The following is a 21,594-nucleotide window of genomic DNA, read 5'->3' as shown; positions in this document are numbered from 1 at the left end:
GATAAAAAAGTCATTCTCGATGAGAGTTTCAATAAAATTGCATAACAGAGATAACATACATGGCTTAGCGTGAGAAAGCTCACTGTTATGCAAAGCGAAACGTCAATCTCATTCCTAGTTAGTCAGTAATGAGATAATCACCAACAACCCCATACACAGCGCAAAATTAGCGGTAAAGAGCGTAGCAAGAAACTTATCGGTTGCCGTTGCCAGTCGGCGGGTTTCATTAACCGGAATAAACGGATAATCATGACGACTCAGGCGTACAGTATGGAAAGCAAGGGCGATGGCATAATACACCGTGTACACCCCCAACCCATCGGGCACAACTTGCGGAGTACTGTGTTGATGAAAGTACCCTTCCAGTCGCCTTACGGTGACGTAGTCAAATACCAGGTAAATCACGACACCCAGCACAAGGGTACTCATCCATAAGTGCGACAAAATATGCGCGGTTTCTGAACCCATCATCATGCATCCCTCTTTTTGATATACCAATCCCATCATTACCCGTTTACAAGCTCTTTTACAGGCTGACTCACTGGCTGAAAAGCGACATCCTTACGCTATCACAGAAGATAAAAAGCCTTTTCGAGTGTTGTCACGCTTTATCATACAAATTCATTGATATTTCTCTCACTACCTTAATCCAGATTAAGGAATTGCCCGCAGGTTCTCTATACGCTTGCCCGCTGCTCATTTGCCTGTGGCACGAGCGAAACACGCGATATTAAGAGGATTGGACTTGAGTACTTTGTTTTCAGAAAGCCGTATCGGCAACATGACGCTAAAAAACCGCTTTATGCGCAGCGCAACGTGGGAAAACATGGCCACCGAAACGGGCCACATGACAGAAAAGCTGTATGACATCTATGAAGAACTGGCACAGGGCGAACTCGGCCTGATCGTGACCGGTTATGCCAACATTGTGGAAGAAGAAAAACCCAATGCAGGCATGATGGGGATGTACAACGATTCTTTCATCGATGAATACAAAATCCTGACTGAGCGTGTACACGCCCATGATGCAAAAATTGTCATGCAGTTGGCCTATGGCGGCACGAAAACAACCTACAATGTGGGTGAGCGCGTGATCTTCGCTCCAAGCGAGGTACCGGAACGCGGTACACAAACGCAAGGTAAAGCCATGACCATCGCCGAGATCGACTACATTGTCGATGCCTTTGCACTAGCAAGTCGCCGTGCGAAAGAATCCGGTTTTGATGGCGTGGAAATTCATGCCGCACACACCTACCTGATCAACCAGTTCCTGAGCCCATACTACAACCGTCGTGATGATCAGTACGGTGGCAGCCTGGAAAACCGCATGCGCTTTTTGGTGGAGATCGTCACCGCGATCCGTGCATTAGTGGGCGATGATTTCCCTATTCTGGTTAAACTCACGGCCTCGGAGTTTTTCGATGGCGGCCTGACGTTTGAAGAAACCCGTGAGATTTGTAAGCACCTTGAAACCTTGGGTGTTGATGGCATCGTGATGTCCGGTAACATTCACGGTAACGCCAGCACCATGGTGGGTGAGCAGTTTGATGGCCACACACTACAGGCGGAAGGTTACTTCCACGAATATGGCGCAGTGATCAGCCAAGATATTCAAATCCCAGTGATCACCGTCGGTGGCCTGAGCGATTTAGCTGCCATTGAGTCACTGGCAAACACCACCAACATTCAATACTTTGCGTTATCTCGCCCACTATTGGCGGAACCGCACCTCATTAAGCGTTGGAAAGAAGGCCAACACGCCCCAGTCGACTGTGAGCGTTGCTCGAAGTGTCGCACCAAGCGCGGCAACTTCTGCGTGGTATATAAAAAGCGTAAATAAGCCCCCGCGTATGCTATCGACGGTTGCTTACAGCACACGAAAAACAACAAGGCCAGTCAATGACTGGCCTTGTTTCTTTGTAGATACGCGTTGTGTTTTAACTCGCTCAAAACGCACACATTACATCAGGCGGAACTGCTGCATCTTCTGCTGCAAACTGTTCGCAAGCTGCGTGAGCTCATGGCACGATTGCGTGGTATGGTTCGCCCCTTGTGCCACCTCTGTTGAAGAGGCATTAATGCGCGTCACGCTGCGTTGCAGATCTTCCGTCACCGAATCTTGCTCGCTACACGCACTGGCAATTTGCACACTCATATCAGCAATTTGGCTCACCGTGGTTTCAATAGAGTGAATTTTCTCGCCCGTACCATGGCTTTGACTCACACAGGCTTGAATCAAAGCACAACTCTCATTTGTTGCCGCACGGGCGTCATTTGCACTTTTCTGCAGCTTCTCAATAATGCTGATGATCTCTCCCGTCGAATGCTGAGTACGCCCTGCTAAGGTACGCACTTCATCCGCTACCACGGCAAACCCTCGTCCTTGCTCGCCGGCGCGCGCCGCTTCAATGGCCGCATTCAAAGCCAGCAAATTGGTCTGCTCTGCAATGTCACGGATCACATCCACCACCATGCTAATATGGTTCGATTCTTTTTCAAGTTCAGCCACCAAATTGCCTGCATTTTCAATTTCTTCTGATGCGCGCTGAATTTGCAAAATGGTTTGGCTAACTTCCACAGCCCCTTGCTGCGCTTCCTGATTTGCATCCGTCGCTGATGCAGACGCATTTTCCGTGTTACTCGCGACTTCCGCGACTGTGGCACGCATTTGATCCATCGCTGTCGCCACTGTCGTGATTTCCGCTTGCTGGCTATCCATACCCGCAGATGTCTGTGCCGCCACCGCACTGACTTCTTCCACAGCGGAACCCAGCTGGGTTACCGCCGCAATGATATCTTCAATCAAACGACGTAAATCCTGCTGCATTTGCATACTGGAATCCGCCAACTGGCCGAGTTCATCATTACCTATTTGCGTACGATCTAGCGCATACGCTAAATTACCCGCCGCAATCGCGCTTGACTGTGCCATGATCAGATTCAACGGACGACAAATTTGACGCGTCAAATACACCGTCATCACAATCATAAAGGCGGTAATGGCGGCAATGGCACCGATGGCCAAAAAACGCATCGTATTCACACTCTCAAGAATGCTACTCTGGTTATTCTTTACAAACCCCAGATTCATCTCGCGCAACGCATTAATGCTGTCATCGATACTGTTATATTCATCCAGCGACTGGGCCAGTACAGCGCGTGCTTGCGCCATATCACCGTCTTGTATTCCCTGACTATAGCCATTGAGAGAACGCTTATACGCTTCCCAATTACGCATCAAGCGATCAAAGACTTGCCTCTCGCTATTTGATGCGACCGTCGCACCGTAGGCGTCGAACATCTTTTCCACATTCTGGATTTGTCGACTCGCCCGTTCGATACGCTGGCGGGCTCTTTCAATATCTTCATACGTTAGGATCGCATACTGCACACGGCGGATATAAGACAATTCATAACGCATATCCTCAACTTGTAGCATACTGGGTACGGTTGAATCTGTTAAATTCACCACTTCCGTTTTAACGGTATCAATTTCAGCTTGAATAAAAAATGCAAACGAAATAAGAAGAAGAGAAATACAACTAAAAATTGACGCTATTTTCTTTCCAATAGAAAGATCTTTAAACATGATAATAAACTTGAAAAATAAAAGAGGTCTATGACCGGAAATTTACACATAACCCCGCATACAAACAATACAAATCATCAATTAATCCTATAAAAATCATTTAGATAGAAACCAGTCACATATCATCACCTCACAATTACCAAAATATTAAAATGGCAACCGATTGCTATGTGTCACTATTGAATCAAAACAATAATAATAAATTATGCTTATATTTAAACACATAAATAAATATAAATTAAAGCCAAGCGTTAATTAACAACTTAATGTTAACGCTGTGATTGACAAATAATAACAGCATTCTGTTTGGGTATATTTATTGATAGCTTGTCACGGTATTGCGTCAAAACACTGTCACTCCTTTGTAGCCATGATAATTATCATACGTTGCGACTTAACGAGCCATGCAGACTTGCAATGTATGCATGGCGTATAAACGCAAGAAGGCCAGCATAATGCTGGCCTTCTTATCTGTCTCGTTTTCTTTTAAGAGGACTTCATCTCACAGACAAAACCGCACTTACAACAAGCGGAATCGTTTCATCTTCTGCTGTAAGCTGTTCGCAACCTGCGTTAACTCATCACACGCTTGCGTAGCAGGGTTCACGCCCTGTGCCACTTCTGTTGAAGAAGCATCCATACGTGTGGCACTGTCCGGCAACGCTTCCGTTATTGCTTCCGTTATTGACCCCTGCTCATCACTCACATTGGCTTTTGGCTCGGGTATATCCGCCGTCGGCTTCATCACTGCGTGAACTAACTCAACGCCTTGCGTATTTGCCCCTTCAGACTGTCCCGGCGAAACAGTATTAACCTTCGCGATAGCTGAAGAAAGCTGAGTGACGGTCATTGAAATATCTTCAATCAATACGCGCAAATCTTTTTGCATTTTAATGCTGGAATCAGCGAGCTGCCCGAGCTCATCATTACCGATTCGCTCGCGGGCAAAATGATAAGTTAAATTCCCCGATGCAATCGCATTAGATTGTGCAATCACCATGTTTAACGGTCTGCAAATACTACGGCTCAACACAATATTCATGACAATCATGAATACCGCGAGAATAAGAATGGAACCAATAGCAAGGCACAACATTGCATCAACACTTTGAATAATGCTGATTCGGTTATTCTGCACAAAGCTCAAGTTCAAATCACGTAAATCGCTCAAACTTTCATCAAGCGCGCGGTGAATATCCAATGACTTAGACAATATCTCGCGTGCTTCACTGCGTTTTCCATTATTCAATAAATGGTTGTAACGTATCAGCACATTTTCATACACTTCCCAGTTTTGCATGAAACGGTCAAACACTTGTTGTTCATGTTTCGTCACAACCGTTGCGTTATAGTCAATCAACATCTGATTCACCATCAGCATTTGTCGATCGATACGCTCAATACGCTCGTACATTTGACGCTCATCTTCATACGTCAAAATGGCGTACTCTCCCGTTCGAATCGTCGCCAACTCATAACGTAACGCCTCAACTTGTGACACACTCGGTAACGTTGAATCGGTTAAGTTAACAATTTCGTTTCTAACCAGGTCAATTTCAGCTTTGATAAGGAAAGCAACCGCAATTAACAAAGCAATAATACAAGCAAAAATCGACGCTATTTTCTTGCCAACCGGGAGATGTTTAAACATGAGAGGAAACAACAAGTTAAAATGAAGTCAGGAATGTACACATAAACATATTTATAAACAATATAAAATGTCGTTTTATACCTTATAGACGAAAAGTTTAACCGTTACCACAGAGCATAAAGCCATCCTGCTTCATCCACCGCCAATAGCAACCGATTGCTATGTGTCATCATGGCATTATAGAACACACCTTTACTTCCCCATAACTATTTGCGTTTTATTCAATCATTCGCAAAAAATTAAAATAATAAGAATAAAGAGAGATAAATACACGCTCTCAGTGTCAAAAACATGGCTCATCCTCTCTTCCCTTCCGCATCCGTATCTCCGCAGAAGATCGCATGTAACCAAAATGTGACAGCCCGATATACTAACTTCAACGTGCTTGTGGCATTCTTTTCCATAGTTTGTAATATGGACAAAGTTAAAATGGACGATAACTCACCGAAACTTTCTTTACGCACCATCGAACCCACCGACTACCAAGAACTCTCTGAACTCATGAATTTGGTCTTTCATGATGTGGGTGGAGCATGGCCTCGCTTGACCATCATGGATTTGATCCACCAGTTTCCCGATGGGCAGGTCTGCATTGAATACAACGGTAAAATCGTCGGGGCAGCGTTAACCATTAAAGTGAACTATAACCGCTTCTCTCTCCCGCATCTTTACACCGATATTATCAATGAAAATAATGTGATTCAGAATGAGGTGACCGGGGATGCCATGTACGGCTTGGACGTCTTTGTACATCCGGATTACCGAGGCTTACGCTTAGGTCGACGCTTGTATGACGCCCGTAAAGAGCTATGTCGAACCCACAACTTTAAGGCCATTTTAGCCGGTGGACGCATTCCTCATTACCACCTGCACGCCGACACCCTTTCGGTGCCCGATTACATCGATAAAGTAAAACGCCGTGAATTGCATGATCCGATCCTGTCGTTCCAGCTCGCCAATGACTTTGACGTGAAACGCATCATGAGGGGGTATCTTCCGGAAGATAACGCGTCGAATGGCTACGCCACGTTATTGGAATGGGATAACTTCTTCTACGAAGAAGACGTGCAGTCTATTCACGATGTCGAGAAAAATTTGGTTCGCATTGGCGTGGTACAATGGCAAATGCGCGCAATGAACGATTTGGAAGACTTCCTCGACCAAGCGGAATTTTTCATCTCTTCACTGTCAAAATACAAAGCTGACTTTGCGCTGTTCCCCGAATTTTTTAATGCGCCGTTAATGGGGCTGAATAACGAACATAACTCCGTGGAAGCGATTCGCTTTCTTGCCAGTTTCAGTGAGGAAATTAAACAACGTTTCTCGCAAATGGCCGTCACGTACAACATCAATATCATTGCAGGCAGTATGCCGGTGATTGAAGACGGAAAACTCTTCAACGTCTCCTATTTGTTGCAGCGTGACGGTGAAATCAACGCCCAATACAAAATCCACATTACTCCGCATGAAGTGAAAGACTGGGTGATTGACGGCGGTAATGAGGTCAAGGTATTTGAAACCGATGCCGGCCGCGTGGGCATTTTGATCTGTTATGACTCTGAATTCCCGGAATTAGGCCGCATCATGGCAGAACAAGGCGTGCAAATTCTGTTTGTGCCATTCTGGACTGACACCAAAAATGGCTACCTGCGTGTGCGGCTCTGCTCGCAAGCCCGTGCCATTGAAAACGAATGTTATGTGGCTATTGGCGGCAGTGTCGGTAATTTACCGCGTGTCGACAATGTGGATATTCAGTATGCCCAGTCGGCCGTCTTCTCTCCGTCAGACATTTACTTCCCGCACGATGCGACACTCACCGAAGCCAGCCCGAATACTGAGATGATTATTTTTGCGGATGTGGATCTCAGCAAGCTAAAAGAGCTCAATACGGAAGGCTCTGTGACGAACTTACGTCATCGTCGCATGGATCTGTATGGCGGTTTCACACAGCCAAAAATAGAACCAGATCAAGCATAAAAAAACAGGGCGAATCATCGATTCGCCCTGTCTCTTTATTATGTCGTGAGTACGGTATTAGCGTCTTGTTGACTGGCTTATTGCTGATTGGAAAATTCAGCCGCTGTCATACCATAGAACAAACGGTCATCAGCACCATCTTCCACTTTGTAGTAACCGGTCAAACGCCCTTCTGCACGGAAACCGCATTTTTCCATCGTCTTGTACGATCCCACATTTTGTCCATAGCAATCTGCTGTCAGTTTGTGCACGCCCAACGTCGTAAAGGCCAACTGTGTGAGCGTACGGCAAATCGCGGTCGCAATGCCTTTACCCCATGCATGCTCCGGCAATTGGTAGCCTACTTCCATGTTACCAGGTAACAGCATGACTTGTGCCAACCCGCCCATGCCCATGTAACGGCCTTGCTGATCACGGATGATGACGGTTGGGTGCTCTGGCCAACGATCTTCGGCAATCGCCTTTTCGGTATCGTCAATGATGGGACCAAAGAAACCGTGGTAAAGCGCTTCTGGTGCAGGGGCAAAGAAAAGATACTTCGCAACGTTTGGATTATCCAGCATCACTAAAATGTCGGCCATATCAGCAGAGCGGATCAACGCCATGTTGTAATTGTCAGTCAGAGAAATCGCATGGCCTTGGCGGAGTGCATCAAAATTATTCATTGTGGATCGTTCTCATCGTTATTGTGGACGAGAGTATATACGCATGCCTCTGCGGTGCATTGAAGATTTACGACAAAATGAAGACAAAGAGAAAATCGCCAAAAGGAAAATCGAGGCAATGATTACGATCTCCCCAGCGCACCAAAGGCTGCTGAGGAGAGCATGACAGGGTTATTTCCAACCCATGATCCAATTTTCTTGGTTTTTCAGTTCACGCCAATCAATGGGGAAAAAACGATGATTGATCACGGCTTGAATCAGACAGCGCGTCACTTTTTGGTGTTCATCAAATTCAACATCAATCACCATAAAATGCCGCTCTTTACCCTCAATCTGCGTTTTGGTCCATTTGCTGCCGTATAAGGCTTTAGGATGGATGCGATTCATCGTGACCTCCTGGTTGTGCTGTTAACAGGTTCCTTGCGATAACACGTCACAAAGACAACGTCTCAACAAAGTACGAAAACAGATTACCATGGGATCACGAGGGTGTATTCATCGTATACCGTATTCCTTCCGGTGATGTGCTCTCGGCTTCGCCGTTGTGAGAAATTTGTGAGACTTTTTGGAGCGTCTTGCAAGATTTGTTCGCCATGATCAATACATCATTCATGACGAGACGGACACCCTTATGAAAAACACCGTTTGCACCTTGGCAGCCGCCACTCTCCTTTCTGGCCTTGCCACCAGCCTGCCCACTCACGCCGCGGAGTTGGATATCACCATCACCAATGCCACCAAACAAATTTTCTTTACGCCATTATTGATCAGCGCCCATGCCTCTTCCGTCTCTTTATTCCGCAGCGGGGAAGCGGCAACGCCTGAGTTGGAGGCCATGGCGGAAGGTGGGGATATTGCAGGCTTGGCCTCTCTCGCCAGCAATGCCGGTGCGATTAACAGCGAAAACCCTGCGGGCGGTATTTTAAACCCTGGCGCATCAACTACCGCCAGCCTATCAACCGGTGATGCCACACATTTATCTATCACGGCCATGTTACTGCCCACCAATGACGGGTTTGTTGGATTAGACAGTTGGCCCATTCCCAACACTGCAGGGACTTACACCGTACGTTTGAACGGCTATGACGCCGGTACCGAAGCCAATGATGAATTGGCCGCCAGCATGCCCAATCCTCCGTTTATTACCTTTGGTGCTGGCGGTACGGGGGTAGAAACGGCGGTGACCAATAATACCGTGCATATTCACCCCGGTAATTTAGGGGATACCGATCCGGCAGGCGGACGCAGTGATATTGACAGTACCCGCTACCGTTGGCTCAACCCTGTGGCGGTTGTGACGATAACAGTGAAATAAGGGAGGGACTCGCACATGAAAAAATTGCATACGATGACATACCGCGCTTGCTTCACCGCCCTGTCCGTCTTGCTGTTGGCCGGTTGCCCGAATGACGACGATGACAACGGTGTTTCCCCTGTTGGCGATGCACCCACACCGACGACTGAGGCCCGCTTTATTGTCGATGTTACCAATGTAACAGCGAACCAACCCTTATCACCGGTTGCGCTGCTTGCCCATCACGCTGAATACCGCTTATTTGATGTGGGGCAGCCCGCTTCGCTTGCACTGGAACAACTGGCAGAGAGCGGCGATAACAGCGACGTCTTGGCAGAAAAAGACGCGAACACCGCCATTCTTGCTAGCTACAGTGGTTCAGGTGTTATTGCCCCGGCGAATCGTGAACAATTCACCGTCACCGTGCCGCTCGACATGCCGACCTACTTCACCGTCGCCAGCATGTTAGTGAATACCAACGATGCTTTCGTCAGTGAGCGATCGCCGGATTTAAGTACCTTACAGATCGGTGACTCCGTCACTGTGTCATTGCCGGTCTGGGATGCCGGAACCGAAGACAACAGTGAGTCCGCCGCCTCCATTCCGGGCCCGGCGGGGGGCGGGGAAGGCTTTAATGCTGCCCGTGAAGCCAATGATCGGGTGAGTTTCCATCCAGGGGTGATCAGCCAAGATGATGGCCTCGCCGACTCTGCGCTGTCAGCCAATCACCGCTTTTTAAACCCCGCTGCCAGCCTGCGTATTATGCGCGTGGAGTAAACCGTTGGGTTGTCCTCGGGAAAGATAAAGGGGGCGTGGGTAGCATGTCTGTCGGGTTAATGGACTGTGCGACTACCGAAGTAATTCTCGAGGTAAACACGCAAAAATGCGCCAGCAGTGAAAGAAAAAACGGCCGTGTCGGTCTGTTGTGAGGAGTACGCTCTGCCACAGCAGGCCCATTCACAACGTTTGGATACGCCGTTATGCCTCAATCATCGCTCACTTCTGCCCCACCGAACTCATCGGTCAGCAAGCACTCGTCCACAACACAGGTAGCCCCCAGTATGATTTTAATGGTGGAAGACGATAGCGATCTCGCGGAGTTGATCAGCATGCACCTCGCCTTTCAAGGACACGATGTGATGCGCGCTGTCGATTTAAAGGAAGCGCAACATTTGCTCGCACAAACCGCATTTGACTTGTTGGTGTTAGATCGCGGTTTAGCAGACGGTGATGGCCTAACGTTGTGCCAGCAATTACGCGCTGAACACTTTACGTTACAGGACCCTTGGCTTCCCGTATTGATCTTAACCGCGCGCGATACGGAACGCGATAAAGTGGATGGGTTAGAATCCGGCGCGGATGATTACCTCACTAAACCGTTCAGTGTCTTGGAGTTTCAGGCTCGTGTACGATCACTCTTGCGTCGCCAGCACGCGACACAACGACCCGCCGCGCCAGACGAGGGAGAGACTCGCTTAAACACTGATGTACCTTCAAGTGCCAACAGGCCGGACATCCGCGAGCAGCAGGCAGGCGCAGAACAAACCAAAAAAGCAGATGCTGCAGAAGAAGACGTGCTGATGTTTGATGGGCTGATCATAACGCCAAATCGCCATCATGTTGCACTCAATGAGCAAACCATCGCCTTAACCGCGACGGAGTTTACCTTGCTGCACTTCATGGCACGCCGCCCAGGTCGGGTATATAGCAAAGATGAATTACTGCAGCAGGTATGGCAAACCGACTTTGCTGGCTACCATCACACAGTATGCAGCACTATCAGCCGCTTGCGCACCAAGCTCGCCCCGACAGGAAACGATCACCCATACATTCACACCGTATGGGGGGTGGGATATAAATTTGAGGCGTAAGGTCGATCACCATTCACTCAATCTCTGCACAAAACAAACACAAACACAAACACAAACACAAACAATACAGTGCCGCACCAGACACGAACAGAGGACGTGAACCATGAATTTCAAGTTACGTTTGGTATTGCTGACATGCGGCTGGTTTATCTTTTCCGTGTTGGTACTGGGATCCTTGTTTTACTATCAACACACCACCATCGAGCAACGCACTCAACAATCGCTGCATCGCGATCTTGCACTGCATATGCGTGATGACAGCCCATTAATGATTGGGCATGATTACAATCCCAAGGCATTAAAAGCGATTTTTCATACGTTGATGTTGCTCGGCCCTGATTTTGAAATTTATTTTCTCGATCACACCGGCCGCGTTCAAAGTCATGCGGCACCCGCGGGACGCAACATCGCCGCGCAGATCGATATCGCCCCTATTCAGCAATTTTTAGCCGGCGCACCGTTTCCTATTTTAGGGGATGATCCGCGACATCCCGATAAAAAAACCGTCTTTTCCGTCGCGCCAATTCTCGACAATCAACACACTGATGGGCCGCAGACACTGGGCTATTTATATGTCGTCATAGGCAGCGAACAACATTCCCTGCTCGCCCAAGATGCGTGGCAAGCCCTGTTTCCCTTTTCTCCCCTGCTGTTATTACTCGCCATCGCCCTCATCGGGGGATTAAGCCTAAGTCTGTATGTGCTGGTCACCACCACATTATTACGCCCGATCGAACACATTACGCAGCAACTGCAACAGCAAGCCGAACACGATTTTCTGTTACCCCGCACGTTCACGGTGCAAGTGCCGGAACTCACCCCCATCACCCAGCAGTTTTATCGCATGGCACAAACCCTTTCTCAGCAGTTTTTGCAACTGCAGCAACAAGAGCAACAACGGCGCGATCTGCTGATGCAATTAAGCCATGATTTAAAAACCCCGCTGTCCAGCATTATGGGGTATTTGGAAACATGGACGCTGCAACACCAACCGGCTGATCCCTTGATCCTGACGGCACAAAAAAATGCGCAGAAACTGGCCGATTTACTGCAACAGCAAATGACACTGGCACGTGCAGCCACCCCAACCCCCACGGTGGCGTTTCATTCCATTAAACTTCGTGACGTCATTGACGATGTACATGCCAGCGTTCGCCCGCAAGCCGCGAAAAAAGCCTTGCAGTTAACCTTCACGTTGCCGCCCGAGGATACCTTGGTGGCTGACCCACAATTGCTCGTGCGCTTGTTTGCCAACTTGTTTGATAACGCCATTCGTCACGCCCCACCACGCAGCCGAATTGAACTGCGCGTACAGCCTCACGCCAATGGCTATGCGGTGCAGTTATTGAATGCCGTTGACCCACACGCCCCCTCAGGCAGCTTAGGCCTTGGTACCAAAATCATTCGTTCTATTCTGATGCTGCATCACAGTCACCTCACCACACGCCAACATGATGCCCAATTTGAACAAGCATTTATTCTGCCGTTGCAGCCTTAATCACCCCCCCTATCAGCCCGTCCTATCAGCCATAAAAATGCCACGATTAACGTGGCATCCTAAAGACTTGGCTACGTTTCGATTAACGCCGCCAATCAACACCACATCAATTACACCAATAACGTATTACCCAGCGCTCTGGCAGCGGCGTCATCAATCACGGGTTGTACCGAAATGTCCATGTCGTTATTCCAACGCAGTGCGTACGCGGTGACGGCCTCAATGCTGTTCGATTCCACCACGCAGACACCCGCACCACTGACCACATCATGCCAACGTCCAATCAGGGTAATGTCATCCCCCATCAGGGCCTTGTCTTGCTCTTGGGTTAACTGTGCAAAGTGTGCCAGCACCTCATGGGTGCGTCCTTGGTAGATCTGCCACGAAATCAAAAATGTCATGATCATTGCCTCACTGTCGATAGATAACTCACATACAGGATACGATGTATCGAAACTGGCTCTCGCCTTACTCTGAGTATAACCTGCTCACTGTCACTCTCTCTTCTTTCCCCTCTCGGTGATCTCTCTCACCTATATATCTCGCCTATCTCTCTTGCCGATATCTCGCCCGTTAGTCGATTATCACTTTTTTGCACCGGTCTTTTACTGTGTCTGCGAGCTAGACCACTCAATAAAAAGGGAAAACGCAAACAATAGTGTTCTGTGCTGTGTATTTCTTAGTCAAAAGAACAAAAAATTATTGATCAAGATCAAATAAATTTTTCAATTATCAAAAAACAATACAAACCATTCTCATTCCTGATGTAATATGCGAATGATTCTTATTTGTTAGCATTCACAGGATAGTTATGCCGCGCGTATCGACTTTGTTCAAAACCGTTCTTTTGCTCAGCAGTTTCATTGGCAGTCCGCTAGTGAGTGCTGAATCCATCACTGTTAACCATGTCATGGGCAAGACGGTGATCCCTGATACGCCAAAACGCGTTATTGTGGTCGGCGGAAACGGCAGCCTCGATGTATTACACCGTTTAGGCGTAAAACCGGTCGGCGCAGTCACTACCTTGCTTCCTGCGTACCTAACTGATTTTGCTAAAAAAGACATCGTACACGTCGGCAGCATGAAAGAAGTCGACTACGAAAAAATCTTCACGCTGCAGCCTGATGTGATCATCGCTGAAGCACGCATGGTGGATGCTTACCCTACCCTTTCAAGCATTGCCCCAACCGTGATGTACACCATCGAATACGGTAATTACTGGAAAGATACCCAGCGCAATTGGCGTATGCTCGGTAAAATCTTCAACAAAGAACAAGCAGTTGAAGACTACATTACCGAGACACAAACGCAGTTTGCGGCTATCCGCGCTGAAGTAGACAAGCACGATTTCAACACACTGGCCGTCATGAACAACGGTAACAATGTGTCGATGTTTGGCCGTGAAGGTCGCTTCTCTGTCATTTTCAATGAATTCGGTTTTGATGAAGCGAAAGGGTCGACCTCAACGAACCCGCACGGTAACCTGATTTCGTTTGAATTTATTGCAGAAGCCGCACCGGACGTTCTGTTCATTCTTGACCGCGAACAAGCTATCGGCACCAGCACCGGTAAAGCCAAAATCCTGTTTGATAACCCATTAATCAAAAGTACACCGGCATATAAAAACAACCGCATTGTGTACCTGAATCCAACCGCTTGGTACTTAACCATCGCCGGTATGGATGCAACACAAATGATGATTGATGACATGAACGCTGTTTTCACCCCGAAAACAGCCCACTAATTTGACTTACTAGCCCGGCCTTGGCCGGGCGTTGTTGTACTATGCAGAACCTAAAATATCTCGCGGCCTTATGCGCCCTTTTGTTGCTGGGCAGCGCCTCCCTGTTTGTGGGTGTCGCCGACATTACTCCCCAAAGTTTCTTGGCCGGTGACAGTCACGCCCAATCGATTCTTTTTTCTAGCCGTTTACCCCGTTTATTGGCCATTTGCTTAGCCGGTGCCGGTTTGAGCATCGCCGGTCTGATCATGCAACAGATCTGCCAAAACCGCTTTGCCTCCCCTGACACCACAGGCACCATTGACTGTGCCATGCTGGGTTACATTGTTAGCTTGCTGCTGTTTTCAGACCTTAGCCGCTGGGCTAACTTGGCGGTCATTTTTGTATTTTCCGTTGCCGGTACGCTGTTGTTCGTGCAATTTTTGCAACGTCTGCAATTTAAAAATGCGGTCTTGGTCCCGCTGATCGGCATCATGTATGGCAACGTTGTTTCTGCGCTCACCACGTTCATTGCTTACCGTTACGATTTGGTACAAACCCTTTCGGCATGGACCGTGGCAAACTTCGCGTCAGTCTTGCAAGGTAACTACGAGTTCCTGTATCTGGCACTGCCTGCCGGTATCATTGCGTACTACTTCGCCAGCCAATTCAGCGCCGCCAGTGTCGGCGAGAGCTTTGCGAAAAACATCGGTATCGACTTCCAGAAAATCGTTTTCATTGGCGTTTTGATTGTCGCGGTACTGTCATCGTCTGTGGTCATGATTGTTGGTGTGATCCCCTTCCTTGGCTTGATCGTGCCGAACTTGGTGGCGATGTACATGGGCGACAACATGCGTCGTAACCTGCCATGGACCGCCTACTGGGGCGTGATGATGGTACTGGCGTGTGATGTGATCGGTCGTATTATTATTTTCCCTTATGAAATGCCTATTTCCATGATCATCAGCATCGTGGGTGGGGTGATCTTTATTGCCTTGGTGCTGCGAGATAAATCAAATGCGTGATGCTCATAAAGCAATGGGGCTGGCAGTGCTCAGCGTATTAATCATCGGTTATTTCATCGGTCATGGCTTGAATGCACAAAACTACGCCTTCTTCCTGTCGCTGCGTTTACCGAAAGTGTTGGCGATTGTGCTGGCGGCTATTGCGATTTCCAGCTCATCGTTGGTGTTTCAGACCATCACCAATAACCGCATCTTAACCCCGTCGATTCTGGGGTTTGATTCACTGTATGTCATGATTCAAGTCATGATCGTAGTGATGTTCGGCAGCATGAGCGTATGGCTGATCGACGCGAAAATTAATTTCATGATCACCACGCTGGCCATGAGCAGCTTCGCTATGGTGCTGTTTGGCTTCTATTTCCGCCGCAAGAACAGCAATGTCTTTACGCTGCTGTTGATCGGTATCGTCTGCGGCAGCTTGTTCGGCAGTGTCACCAACTTCTTCACCATGCTGTTGGATCCTAACGAGTTCCTGAACCTGCAAAGCACTATGTTCGCCAGCTTCAGCAATGTGAACAAAGAATTGGTGTATTGGTCTATTGTGCCGCTCGCACTGTGTTTGGCTTATCTGTACCGTTTATCGAACAAGCTGGATGTGTTCTGGCTGGGCGTGGATAACGCCAAAAGTTTGGGTGTCGATACAAAAAAAGTCACGATGCAAGTGATGATGACCATTACGCTGATGGTTTCTATTTCCACCGCATTGGTCGGTCCGGTCCTGTTCTTTGGCTTGATTGTGGTCAGCTTGACCCGTCAGATCTTCACCGGCTATCAACACCGCTTTCTCCTGACGGCTGGCAGCCTGTTGTCGGTCGTCCTGCTGGTGGGCGGCCAATGGCTGATTGAAAAAGTCTTCGCGTTTGATACCACCATCAGCGTCATCATTAACTTTGTGGGCGGCGGCTACTTCCTCTTCCTCTTAATGCGCAATAAGTTTGATTAATCATGATTAAGTTAACTGGATTATCTAAAAAATATAACGATGCCTTCGTGGTCAAAAATGCCGACGCGTTGTTTCCATTAGGAGAAGTCACCTCAATCATCGGGCCCAATGGCGCAGGGAAAAGTACCCTACTCTCCATGGCCAGTCGCCTGACCGACAGCGATGCAGGTGAAGTGCTGATTGCTGGTAAACCGTTAGCACAATGGGACACGCAATCGCTGTCTAAACAACTGGCGGTATTGCGTCAATCCAATAACATCAACATGCGCTTTACCGTGCGTGAACTGGTGGCGTTTGGCCGTTTCCCGCACAGTCAGGGACGTCTAACGGCTGAAGATAATCAGATTATTGATCAAGCCCTGAGCCATCTGGACATTGAATACATTCAAGATAAATTCTTGGATCAACTCAGTGGTGGTCAACGCCAAATGGCGTTCATTGCCATGGTTGTAGCGCAGGATACGGATTACATTTTCTTGGATGAGCCGCTGAATAACTTGGATATCAAGCACTCAGTGGAAATAATGCAAACGCTACGAAAACTGGCGCATGACATGAAAAAAGCGGTGGTGATTGTGATCCACGATATCAACTTTGCGTCATGCTATTCCGATAACATTATCGCGATGCGCAAAGGGGAAGTGATTGCCAGCGGCAAGACAACAGAGGTCATCCAGAAGCCAATCATGGAAGACATTTATGCGATCCCATTTGATATTCAGGAAGTGAACGGCAAGCGTATCTGTATGTACTACGGTATGTAACGCGTTACCGCGTGATATCGTCGGTGAGACAAATAATAACGCCGTGTGTCATCTGCATGACACACGGCGTTATTGTTATTATGCGTTAGCTTGTGCTTCGTTATCTTCATGCTTCAGCACTTTGTGGCCTTCTTCGGTCACGCCCTGCTTCCAGTAACTGCTGATATAGCAATCTGTACGCGGTACTTCTCGCTCGCCATTTACATAGCCGCGGATCGCTTTCATCGCACTGAATTCACACGCACACCACACTGCAACCTTGCCAGATAACCATGCAAGCTCGGCCACCACCTCGGCCAGTGATTGCGTGCTTTCATCTTGCGCATGCACAATCAATGTCACGCCTTCTGGCAACGCCATCGCTTGCACATCAGCACGTGTCGTGACATTCACGACCACGTAGCCTTTCGCATCCGCAGGCAGTGTGGCCGCTTTCGCCATGACCGCCGTCAACGATGTCATGTCAGCGACCAATAGATACCAATCCGCTTCTGTCATGTAGCTTTGAATCGGCTGTGGGCCTGCAAAGCACAGGGTATCACCGGCTTTTGCATTGACAGCAAAATAGGCCGCATAGCCGCCCTGCGATGGGTCAAATGGGGTTGCCAGCTCCGCATGGCGAACGAAATCTACCGAGAGGGTACCCTGTTCCATATCGCGTTCGCTGATGGTCAAGGTTCGCATTACCGGCTTCGCACTGGCAAGTAACGCGTCTGTGCTTGTTTCACCTTCGGGACTAAACAGCAGTTTCACATAATGACCCGCACAATCGGCAGGAAAGCGGGCAACATCTTCACCACCAAACACCACACGTTGCATGTTAGGGGTAATACAGTCATTTGACAGTACGGTTAAGGTTTTGATCTTGTGTTCTTGCAATGCTGCAGCCAAGTTAAACTTATTCATTATGATTCTCATTTGCATATAGTGTCGGTATTCTACCGCATTTCAGCAAAGGGATGCCGCACTTTTTTAATCGGTATTTCTGATATATATCAAACACTGAGTGGTCAATAACCACAGGTATTATCACTGACATTGAAATACAATTATTACGCATACTCGACCATAAGGATTACCGATGAAACAGGTATCTGCTGCCCTGACGTTATTGCTGTTGATATGGCTGGGTACTGTCCACGCCGCCGCAAACAATAACATCCAGATCCGCTATTTACCCGCCACGTCAGCGGCCGATAAACACGCCGCACAAACCATCAAGCAAAGTGGCGTAAACGACACGCTCATCGCATTATCGGCGGCTCACTTCCCGTTTAACGCCCCCTTGACCGTCACGTATGGCGGAGAGGAAGGCCCGCTTTATGATCCGAATAGCCATACCATCCACATCCCCTACGCGTTTTATGTCGAATCGGTGAATTACTTCGCCAATAACGACTATCAGAAACGCTATGGAAAAAGTGCCCAAGAAGGCGCGCAAGATACCCTTCTGCATACCCTGCTCCACGAAGCCGGGCATGCGTATATTGACGATCAAGACATTCCGGTATTGGGTAAAGAAGAAGATGCGGTAGACAATTTCGCGACACTGTTACTGATTGATCATGTGGAAAATGGCGATGAGATTGCCATTAGTGCGGCAGATATGTTTGCGTTTGAGTCGGATGAACGACCCGATTACTACGATTTTGGGGAATACATTGATGAGCACAGCTTTGATCTTCAGCGGTATTTCTCGACCCTGTGTTTAGTGTACGGCAGCGATCCTGACGCGCACAAAGCATTATTGGATGACGTTGAAGAAGATTACCTGCGTGACAGACAAGACTTTTGCCAATACAACTACGAGACGTTGAAAGCAAACTGGCAACGGTATTTACACTCGCCAGCCATAGAGAATTCAGAGAAGCCAAAACAAAATAAAAATAGCCAGCCCCAGTGAGGCTAGCCATTCAATCTGACAGGTACCGCGTTTTCACGAACGTGTTTATGCGCAGTTTTTTATGCATTAATCAGCGCTTGCTCTTTCAGCCACGCCATCGCGACCAACAAGGCGGCTGAACAACGGGCTTCATCGTGCATGTCCACGTAAGCCAGTTCTTCGATTTCCGCATCAGCCTGTAATTCACCGCTGTAGTCAGCAAAGTAACAGGTCAGTTGGACTGAAATGCCTTCCGCTTTACCGTCCGCTGGTCCCACGAAAGTGCCAGCATACTGTAAGCTACTGGAGACCAAATCCACGGATAGTTCTTCTTTGATCTCACGGATCAACGCTTGCTCATCGGTTTCACCGGCTTCACGTTTACCGCCAGGTAAATAGAACAGGGTTTTACCCACTGAGCGTACGGTAAGCAGCTTGCCGTCACGCAGCGTAAACCACGCCAGTTTATCGATCACTTTTTCCATTGTATCCTCAAACTCACTATTATCGTGTGTGCATATGCTACGCAGCACACTACGATGAAAAACTGTTCAACGCGGCAAGCGCTTGTGCCGCTTTTTCTTTTTGTACAAAAATATGATCGTGGTAATAAGCAGCAATCACATTGGCACTGATGCCATGATCTTTCAGTTTTGTCGCTACCGCAGCGGTTAAGCCCACTGCCTCTAAGCTGGAATGCACCATCAGGCTGATCAAGCTAAACACACCGTCAAACGCTAACCCTGCCGCTTCCGCATTCTCGCGTGTCAACACTAAGGTTAAGCCTTCTTGCTCTTGAAACGTGGCTATCGGTGCGCACTGCACGTAATCAGCCAGTGCGCCATCAACCGTACAGAAAACATAATCACCGTCCATTAATGCCGGTGACATGGATTGTAACAGTGTCTCTAACTCAGTAATTCCTGACATGTGCCCCCCTTTTGCCTTTAATTGAATCACACTGGCATCATAGCACCTTAAGCCTGACGATCTGCCCACGCTTTGGCGATTTTGACCACGACTTTCTTCACCGGCGCAGGTTGCTGCGGCGCAACCAACGGGCGGTGTGGCTGGAAAGTGTCAAAAATAATGAAATCTCCCGGCTGCAGCGTGGCAAATTGTTCATCAATAACCTGCTCACTGAAAGCCAAATCTTTCTCTGCCAGCAAATCTTCATCAATCGCGGTAAAAGGCTTCAGGCTATAACCAAAGCACTCTTCCCCTTCCAGCACGATCTGCACGTCCATGTATTTGGCGTGGCATTCCGATTTGCGCTCGGAAAGCACTTGGGTGTGATCATCGGCAATAAAATAGAACACGTCGTCAGGGGTCACATTCTCCGCCACCACCTCATAACGGCCAGGGGCTTGTTGCGCCGCCAATTGCTCTTTTACCTGACGGATAATCGCCATCACAGCCGCTGGCAACGCGGTGCCTTTCTCTGTTTGTATCGCGGTATCTGCACCGCTCATTACTAATGCCGCTAATTGACCTTGGTACACGCTCGCCTCTGCAAAAAATACTCATAAAACACTATATTACCGTGCTTCCTCATTGATTACCCTTGATAAAATCAAGGGAGCTTGGTGTTTCGTCACGCTAATGATAAATTCATGCTTATCGCTCTGTATTAGAAAGGAATCTCTGTGTTTACTGTTCGCGCTGCCACCCTGCAAGACCAAGACGCTATCGCCCATTTGCATGCGCAAAACTGGCAAGCCATTTATCGAGGGCAACTCACTCAAGCCTATTTAGACAACGATGTATTTGATGAGCGTTTGGCGCTGTGGCAACACCGCTTCAACCAACCAACATCCAATCAACACATTCTTGTGGCATGTGACGGCACACACATTGCGGGGTTTATCTGTCTGTATCTGGACCTACACGCCCAGTGGGGAAGTATTATTGATAACCTGCATATCAGCCAGCACCACAAAGGCCAAGGGTTAGGAGGCATGTTACTGACACACGCTGCGACCCTGATTCAACAACACGCACAATCGACGGGGATGTACCTTGAAGTGCTGGCAGCTAACCATAGAGCGCAAGCTTTTTATCAGCACATGGGGGGCGACAATATTCATGCCCAACAATGGGTCGCGCCAGAGGGCAGTTTGGTCGATGAATATGTGTATCACTGGCCAACACTGACGCGATTTATCGCTAATCCTCCAGTTTGATAAACTGAATATCACAGGGCATCTTACGCAATAGCGGCTCACTGGCTGATAAGGTGAGCTGGCGAAATATCGTCGATTCGTGATGCCCGATAACCAAAAGATCCACCTCGAACGTGTCTATCGCTCGAATGATCTGATCTTCCACATATCCTGCATAGAAGATGTGCTTATGCACGGGATAATCCACCTCTGATAACAACTTCGTCATAGCAATGACACCTTCACTCTGCACCTCGCTGTTATTCAGCCCATCAAATTCTCGCACACCTTCATACAGCGCGGAAAAATCAGGGTCGATGTGAATCACACTAAACAAGGCATGGTGGAGTTTAGCCTCTTGCGCGGCTTTGCTAATAAGGAAGCCCGCATTGCCATCAAAATTCACGGCGAGCATGACATGTTTGTATTTCATCACTCCTCCTCTCTACCTTTTGTTCATTTACAGGCGACTAATGGCAAAGACCAGCCTGCCATTCTGCTGCTTTGACTATAGATGAGTTAGTTCAAGGATGACGCGCAATGCACAACGGGT

General features: G+C 48.2%; 23 protein-coding genes. 12 read left to right on the top strand and 11 right to left on the bottom strand.

Translation table 11 applies throughout. The features are described from left to right. Window positions 1-114: 114 nt before the first annotated feature. On the bottom strand, window positions 115-474 hold the full coding sequence (locus tag ACSF8W_RS06955; protein ID WP_500846207.1) for a hypothetical protein: 360 nt from the start codon (window positions 472-474) through the stop codon (window positions 115-117). Window positions 475-745: 271 nt separating this feature from the next. Between ACSF8W_RS06955 and ACSF8W_RS06950 the strand changes: the two genes are divergently transcribed. Then, on the top strand, window positions 746-1,840 hold the full coding sequence (locus ACSF8W_RS06950; RefSeq protein WP_500846205.1) for an NADH:flavin oxidoreductase: 1,095 nt from the start codon (window positions 746-748) through the stop codon (window positions 1,838-1,840). A 120-nt stretch (window positions 1,841-1,960) separates the two neighbouring features. Here ACSF8W_RS06950 and ACSF8W_RS06945 read toward each other — a convergent pair whose 3' ends face one another. After that, window positions 1,961-3,592: a methyl-accepting chemotaxis protein gene (locus ACSF8W_RS06945; RefSeq protein WP_500846692.1), complete on the bottom strand. Its 1,632-nt coding sequence runs from the start codon at window positions 3,590-3,592 to the stop codon at window positions 1,961-1,963. A gap of 517 nt (window positions 3,593-4,109) precedes the next feature. Further along, window positions 4,110-5,240, bottom strand: a complete 1,131-nt coding sequence (locus tag ACSF8W_RS06940; RefSeq protein ID WP_500846204.1) for an MCP four helix bundle domain-containing protein — start codon at window positions 5,238-5,240, stop codon at window positions 4,110-4,112. A gap of 429 nt (window positions 5,241-5,669) precedes the next feature. On the opposite strand from ACSF8W_RS06940, the gene ACSF8W_RS06935 reads away from it, so the two are divergent. Next, window positions 5,670-7,217 carry a GNAT family N-acetyltransferase gene (locus ACSF8W_RS06935; protein ID WP_500846690.1) on the top strand — a complete coding sequence of 516 codons (1,548 nt, stop codon included), beginning with the start codon at window positions 5,670-5,672 and terminating at the stop codon, window positions 7,215-7,217. Between the two features lie 77 nt (window positions 7,218-7,294). On the opposite strand, the gene ACSF8W_RS06930 is transcribed toward ACSF8W_RS06935, so the two are convergent. Both ACSF8W_RS06930 and ACSF8W_RS06925 read right to left on the bottom strand, forming a co-directional pair. Then, window positions 7,295-7,882, bottom strand: a complete 588-nt coding sequence (locus tag ACSF8W_RS06930) for a GNAT family N-acetyltransferase (protein WP_500846202.1) — start codon at window positions 7,880-7,882, stop codon at window positions 7,295-7,297. 171 nt (window positions 7,883-8,053) lie between these two features. Then, the gene (locus ACSF8W_RS06925) at window positions 8,054-8,269 is read right to left on the bottom strand and encodes a TIGR02450 family Trp-rich protein (RefSeq protein ID WP_500846201.1); all 216 of its coding nucleotides are present in this window, start codon (window positions 8,267-8,269) and stop codon (window positions 8,054-8,056) included. 244 nt (window positions 8,270-8,513) lie between these two features. Between ACSF8W_RS06925 and ACSF8W_RS06920 the strand changes: the two genes are divergently transcribed. The 4 genes from ACSF8W_RS06920 to ACSF8W_RS06905 all read left to right on the top strand — a co-directional run bounded on the left by ACSF8W_RS06920 (window position 8,514) and on the right by ACSF8W_RS06905 (window position 12,545). Further along, window positions 8,514-9,197, top strand: a complete 684-nt coding sequence (locus ACSF8W_RS06920) for a spondin domain-containing protein (protein ID WP_500846200.1) — start codon at window positions 8,514-8,516, stop codon at window positions 9,195-9,197. Window positions 9,198-9,230: 33 nt separating this feature from the next. Beyond that, a complete protein-coding gene (locus ACSF8W_RS06915) occupies window positions 9,231-9,953 on the top strand; it encodes a spondin domain-containing protein (protein WP_500846688.1) in 723 nt (240 codons plus the stop codon). Window positions 9,954-10,237: 284 nt separating this feature from the next. Beyond that, window positions 10,238-11,047 carry a response regulator transcription factor gene (locus ACSF8W_RS06910; RefSeq protein ID WP_500846686.1) on the top strand — a complete coding sequence of 270 codons (810 nt, stop codon included), beginning with the start codon at window positions 10,238-10,240 and terminating at the stop codon, window positions 11,045-11,047. 103 nt (window positions 11,048-11,150) lie between these two features. Continuing rightward, complete coding sequence (locus tag ACSF8W_RS06905; protein WP_500846198.1) at window positions 11,151-12,545, top strand: sensor histidine kinase; 1,395 nt, start codon at window positions 11,151-11,153, stop codon at window positions 12,543-12,545. 110 nt (window positions 12,546-12,655) lie between these two features. On the opposite strand, the gene ACSF8W_RS06900 is transcribed toward ACSF8W_RS06905, so the two are convergent. Continuing rightward, a complete protein-coding gene (locus ACSF8W_RS06900; RefSeq protein WP_500846197.1) occupies window positions 12,656-12,946 on the bottom strand; it encodes a DUF3303 domain-containing protein in 291 nt (96 codons plus the stop codon). 410 nt (window positions 12,947-13,356) lie between these two features. Between ACSF8W_RS06900 and ACSF8W_RS06895 the strand changes: the two genes are divergently transcribed. Genes ACSF8W_RS06895 through ACSF8W_RS06880 form a run of 4 tightly spaced genes read left to right on the top strand, consistent with a single transcriptional unit; the run spans window position 13,357 to window position 16,997 of the window. Then, window positions 13,357-14,289, top strand: a complete 933-nt coding sequence (locus ACSF8W_RS06895) for a siderophore ABC transporter substrate-binding protein (protein ID WP_428479627.1) — start codon at window positions 13,357-13,359, stop codon at window positions 14,287-14,289. Window positions 14,290-14,330: 41 nt separating this feature from the next. Continuing rightward, entirely contained in the window at window positions 14,331-15,290 is a 960-nt protein-coding gene (locus ACSF8W_RS06890) for an ABC transporter permease (protein ID WP_500846195.1), read from the top strand. Next, window positions 15,283-16,233: an iron chelate uptake ABC transporter family permease subunit gene (locus ACSF8W_RS06885; protein WP_500846193.1), complete on the top strand. Its 951-nt coding sequence runs from the start codon at window positions 15,283-15,285 to the stop codon at window positions 16,231-16,233. The genes ACSF8W_RS06890 and ACSF8W_RS06885 overlap by 8 nt, the downstream gene beginning before the upstream one ends. A 2-nt stretch (window positions 16,234-16,235) precedes the next feature. Next, a complete protein-coding gene (locus ACSF8W_RS06880; RefSeq protein WP_500846191.1) occupies window positions 16,236-16,997 on the top strand; it encodes an iron ABC transporter ATP-binding protein in 762 nt (253 codons plus the stop codon). A gap of 78 nt (window positions 16,998-17,075) precedes the next feature. On the opposite strand, the gene ACSF8W_RS06875 is transcribed toward ACSF8W_RS06880, so the two are convergent. Continuing rightward, complete coding sequence (locus ACSF8W_RS06875; RefSeq protein WP_500846189.1) at window positions 17,076-17,903, bottom strand: siderophore-interacting protein; 828 nt, start codon at window positions 17,901-17,903, stop codon at window positions 17,076-17,078. Between the two features lie 175 nt (window positions 17,904-18,078). Here ACSF8W_RS06875 and ACSF8W_RS06870 point away from each other — a divergent pair, with 175 nt between their 5' ends. After that, entirely contained in the window at window positions 18,079-18,900 is an 822-nt protein-coding gene (locus ACSF8W_RS06870) for a DUF4344 domain-containing metallopeptidase (protein WP_500846187.1), read from the top strand. Between the two features lie 59 nt (window positions 18,901-18,959). Here ACSF8W_RS06870 and ACSF8W_RS06865 read toward each other — a convergent pair whose 3' ends face one another. From ACSF8W_RS06865 to ACSF8W_RS06855, 3 genes are read right to left on the bottom strand one after another with little or no spacing between them, the layout of a single operon-like run. Next, window positions 18,960-19,364: an NUDIX hydrolase gene (locus ACSF8W_RS06865; protein WP_500846185.1), complete on the bottom strand. Its 405-nt coding sequence runs from the start codon at window positions 19,362-19,364 to the stop codon at window positions 18,960-18,962. 49 nt (window positions 19,365-19,413) lie between these two features. Then, window positions 19,414-19,809, bottom strand: coding sequence for an ACT domain-containing protein (locus tag ACSF8W_RS06860; protein WP_428479620.1), 396 nt, complete (start codon window positions 19,807-19,809; stop codon window positions 19,414-19,416). A 47-nt stretch (window positions 19,810-19,856) separates the two neighbouring features. Continuing rightward, window positions 19,857-20,351 carry a NanQ anomerase/TabA/YiaL family protein gene (locus ACSF8W_RS06855; protein ID WP_428479631.1) on the bottom strand — a complete coding sequence of 165 codons (495 nt, stop codon included), beginning with the start codon at window positions 20,349-20,351 and terminating at the stop codon, window positions 19,857-19,859. A 174-nt stretch (window positions 20,352-20,525) separates the two neighbouring features. On the opposite strand from ACSF8W_RS06855, the gene ACSF8W_RS06850 reads away from it, so the two are divergent. Continuing rightward, on the top strand, window positions 20,526-21,062 hold the full coding sequence (locus ACSF8W_RS06850) for a GNAT family N-acetyltransferase (RefSeq protein WP_500846183.1): 537 nt from the start codon (window positions 20,526-20,528) through the stop codon (window positions 21,060-21,062). On the opposite strand, the gene ACSF8W_RS06845 is transcribed toward ACSF8W_RS06850, so the two are convergent. Then, window positions 21,046-21,474: a universal stress protein gene (locus ACSF8W_RS06845; protein WP_428479618.1), complete on the bottom strand. Its 429-nt coding sequence runs from the start codon at window positions 21,472-21,474 to the stop codon at window positions 21,046-21,048. The two genes, ACSF8W_RS06850 and ACSF8W_RS06845, sit on opposite strands and share 17 nt — an antisense overlap. Window positions 21,475-21,594 lie beyond the last annotated feature (120 nt).

The sequence above is a fragment of the Photobacterium sp. 270122K genome, from assembly GCF_059941365.1.
Note: the sequence above shows the minus strand (reverse complement) of the source record. Positions and strands in the feature narration are given on the sequence as shown.

Bases quoted from the DNA above. Each gene is read 5' to 3' on its own strand.
- ACSF8W_RS06915 (WP_500846688.1), top strand. From the start codon at position 9,231: ATGACATACCGCGCTTGCTTCACCGCCCTGTCCGTCTTGCTGTTGGCC.
- ACSF8W_RS06955 (WP_500846207.1), bottom strand. From the start codon at position 474: ATGATGATGGGTTCAGAAACCGCGCATATTTTGTCGCACTTATGGATG.
- ACSF8W_RS06875 (WP_500846189.1), bottom strand. From the start codon at position 17,903: ATGAATAAGTTTAACTTGGCTGCAGCATTGCAAGAACACAAGATCAAA.
- ACSF8W_RS06935 (WP_500846690.1), top strand. From the start codon at position 5,670: ATGGACGATAACTCACCGAAACTTTCTTTACGCACCATCGAACCCACC.
- ACSF8W_RS06925 (WP_500846201.1), bottom strand. From the start codon at position 8,269: ATGAATCGCATCCATCCTAAAGCCTTATACGGCAGCAAATGGACCAAA.
- ACSF8W_RS06880 (WP_500846191.1), top strand. From the start codon at position 16,236: ATGATTAAGTTAACTGGATTATCTAAAAAATATAACGATGCCTTCGTG.
- ACSF8W_RS06930 (WP_500846202.1), bottom strand. From the start codon at position 7,882: ATGAATAATTTTGATGCACTCCGCCAAGGCCATGCGATTTCTCTGACT.
- ACSF8W_RS06865 (WP_500846185.1), bottom strand. From the start codon at position 19,364: ATGGAAAAAGTGATCGATAAACTGGCGTGGTTTACGCTGCGTGACGGC.
- ACSF8W_RS06845 (WP_428479618.1), bottom strand. From the start codon at position 21,474: ATGAAATACAAACATGTCATGCTCGCCGTGAATTTTGATGGCAATGCG.
- ACSF8W_RS06870 (WP_500846187.1), top strand. From the start codon at position 18,079: ATGAAACAGGTATCTGCTGCCCTGACGTTATTGCTGTTGATATGGCTG.
- ACSF8W_RS06900 (WP_500846197.1), bottom strand. From the start codon at position 12,946: ATGACATTTTTGATTTCGTGGCAGATCTACCAAGGACGCACCCATGAG.
- ACSF8W_RS06855 (WP_428479631.1), bottom strand. From the start codon at position 20,351: ATGAGCGGTGCAGATACCGCGATACAAACAGAGAAAGGCACCGCGTTG.
- ACSF8W_RS06890 (WP_500846195.1), top strand. From the start codon at position 14,331: ATGCAGAACCTAAAATATCTCGCGGCCTTATGCGCCCTTTTGTTGCTG.
- ACSF8W_RS06905 (WP_500846198.1), top strand. From the start codon at position 11,151: ATGAATTTCAAGTTACGTTTGGTATTGCTGACATGCGGCTGGTTTATC.
- ACSF8W_RS06920 (WP_500846200.1), top strand. From the start codon at position 8,514: ATGAAAAACACCGTTTGCACCTTGGCAGCCGCCACTCTCCTTTCTGGC.
- ACSF8W_RS06895 (WP_428479627.1), top strand. From the start codon at position 13,357: ATGCCGCGCGTATCGACTTTGTTCAAAACCGTTCTTTTGCTCAGCAGT.
- ACSF8W_RS06940 (WP_500846204.1), bottom strand. From the start codon at position 5,240: ATGTTTAAACATCTCCCGGTTGGCAAGAAAATAGCGTCGATTTTTGCT.
- ACSF8W_RS06860 (WP_428479620.1), bottom strand. From the start codon at position 19,809: ATGTCAGGAATTACTGAGTTAGAGACACTGTTACAATCCATGTCACCG.
- ACSF8W_RS06885 (WP_500846193.1), top strand. From the start codon at position 15,283: ATGCGTGATGCTCATAAAGCAATGGGGCTGGCAGTGCTCAGCGTATTA.
- ACSF8W_RS06910 (WP_500846686.1), top strand. From the start codon at position 10,238: ATGATTTTAATGGTGGAAGACGATAGCGATCTCGCGGAGTTGATCAGC.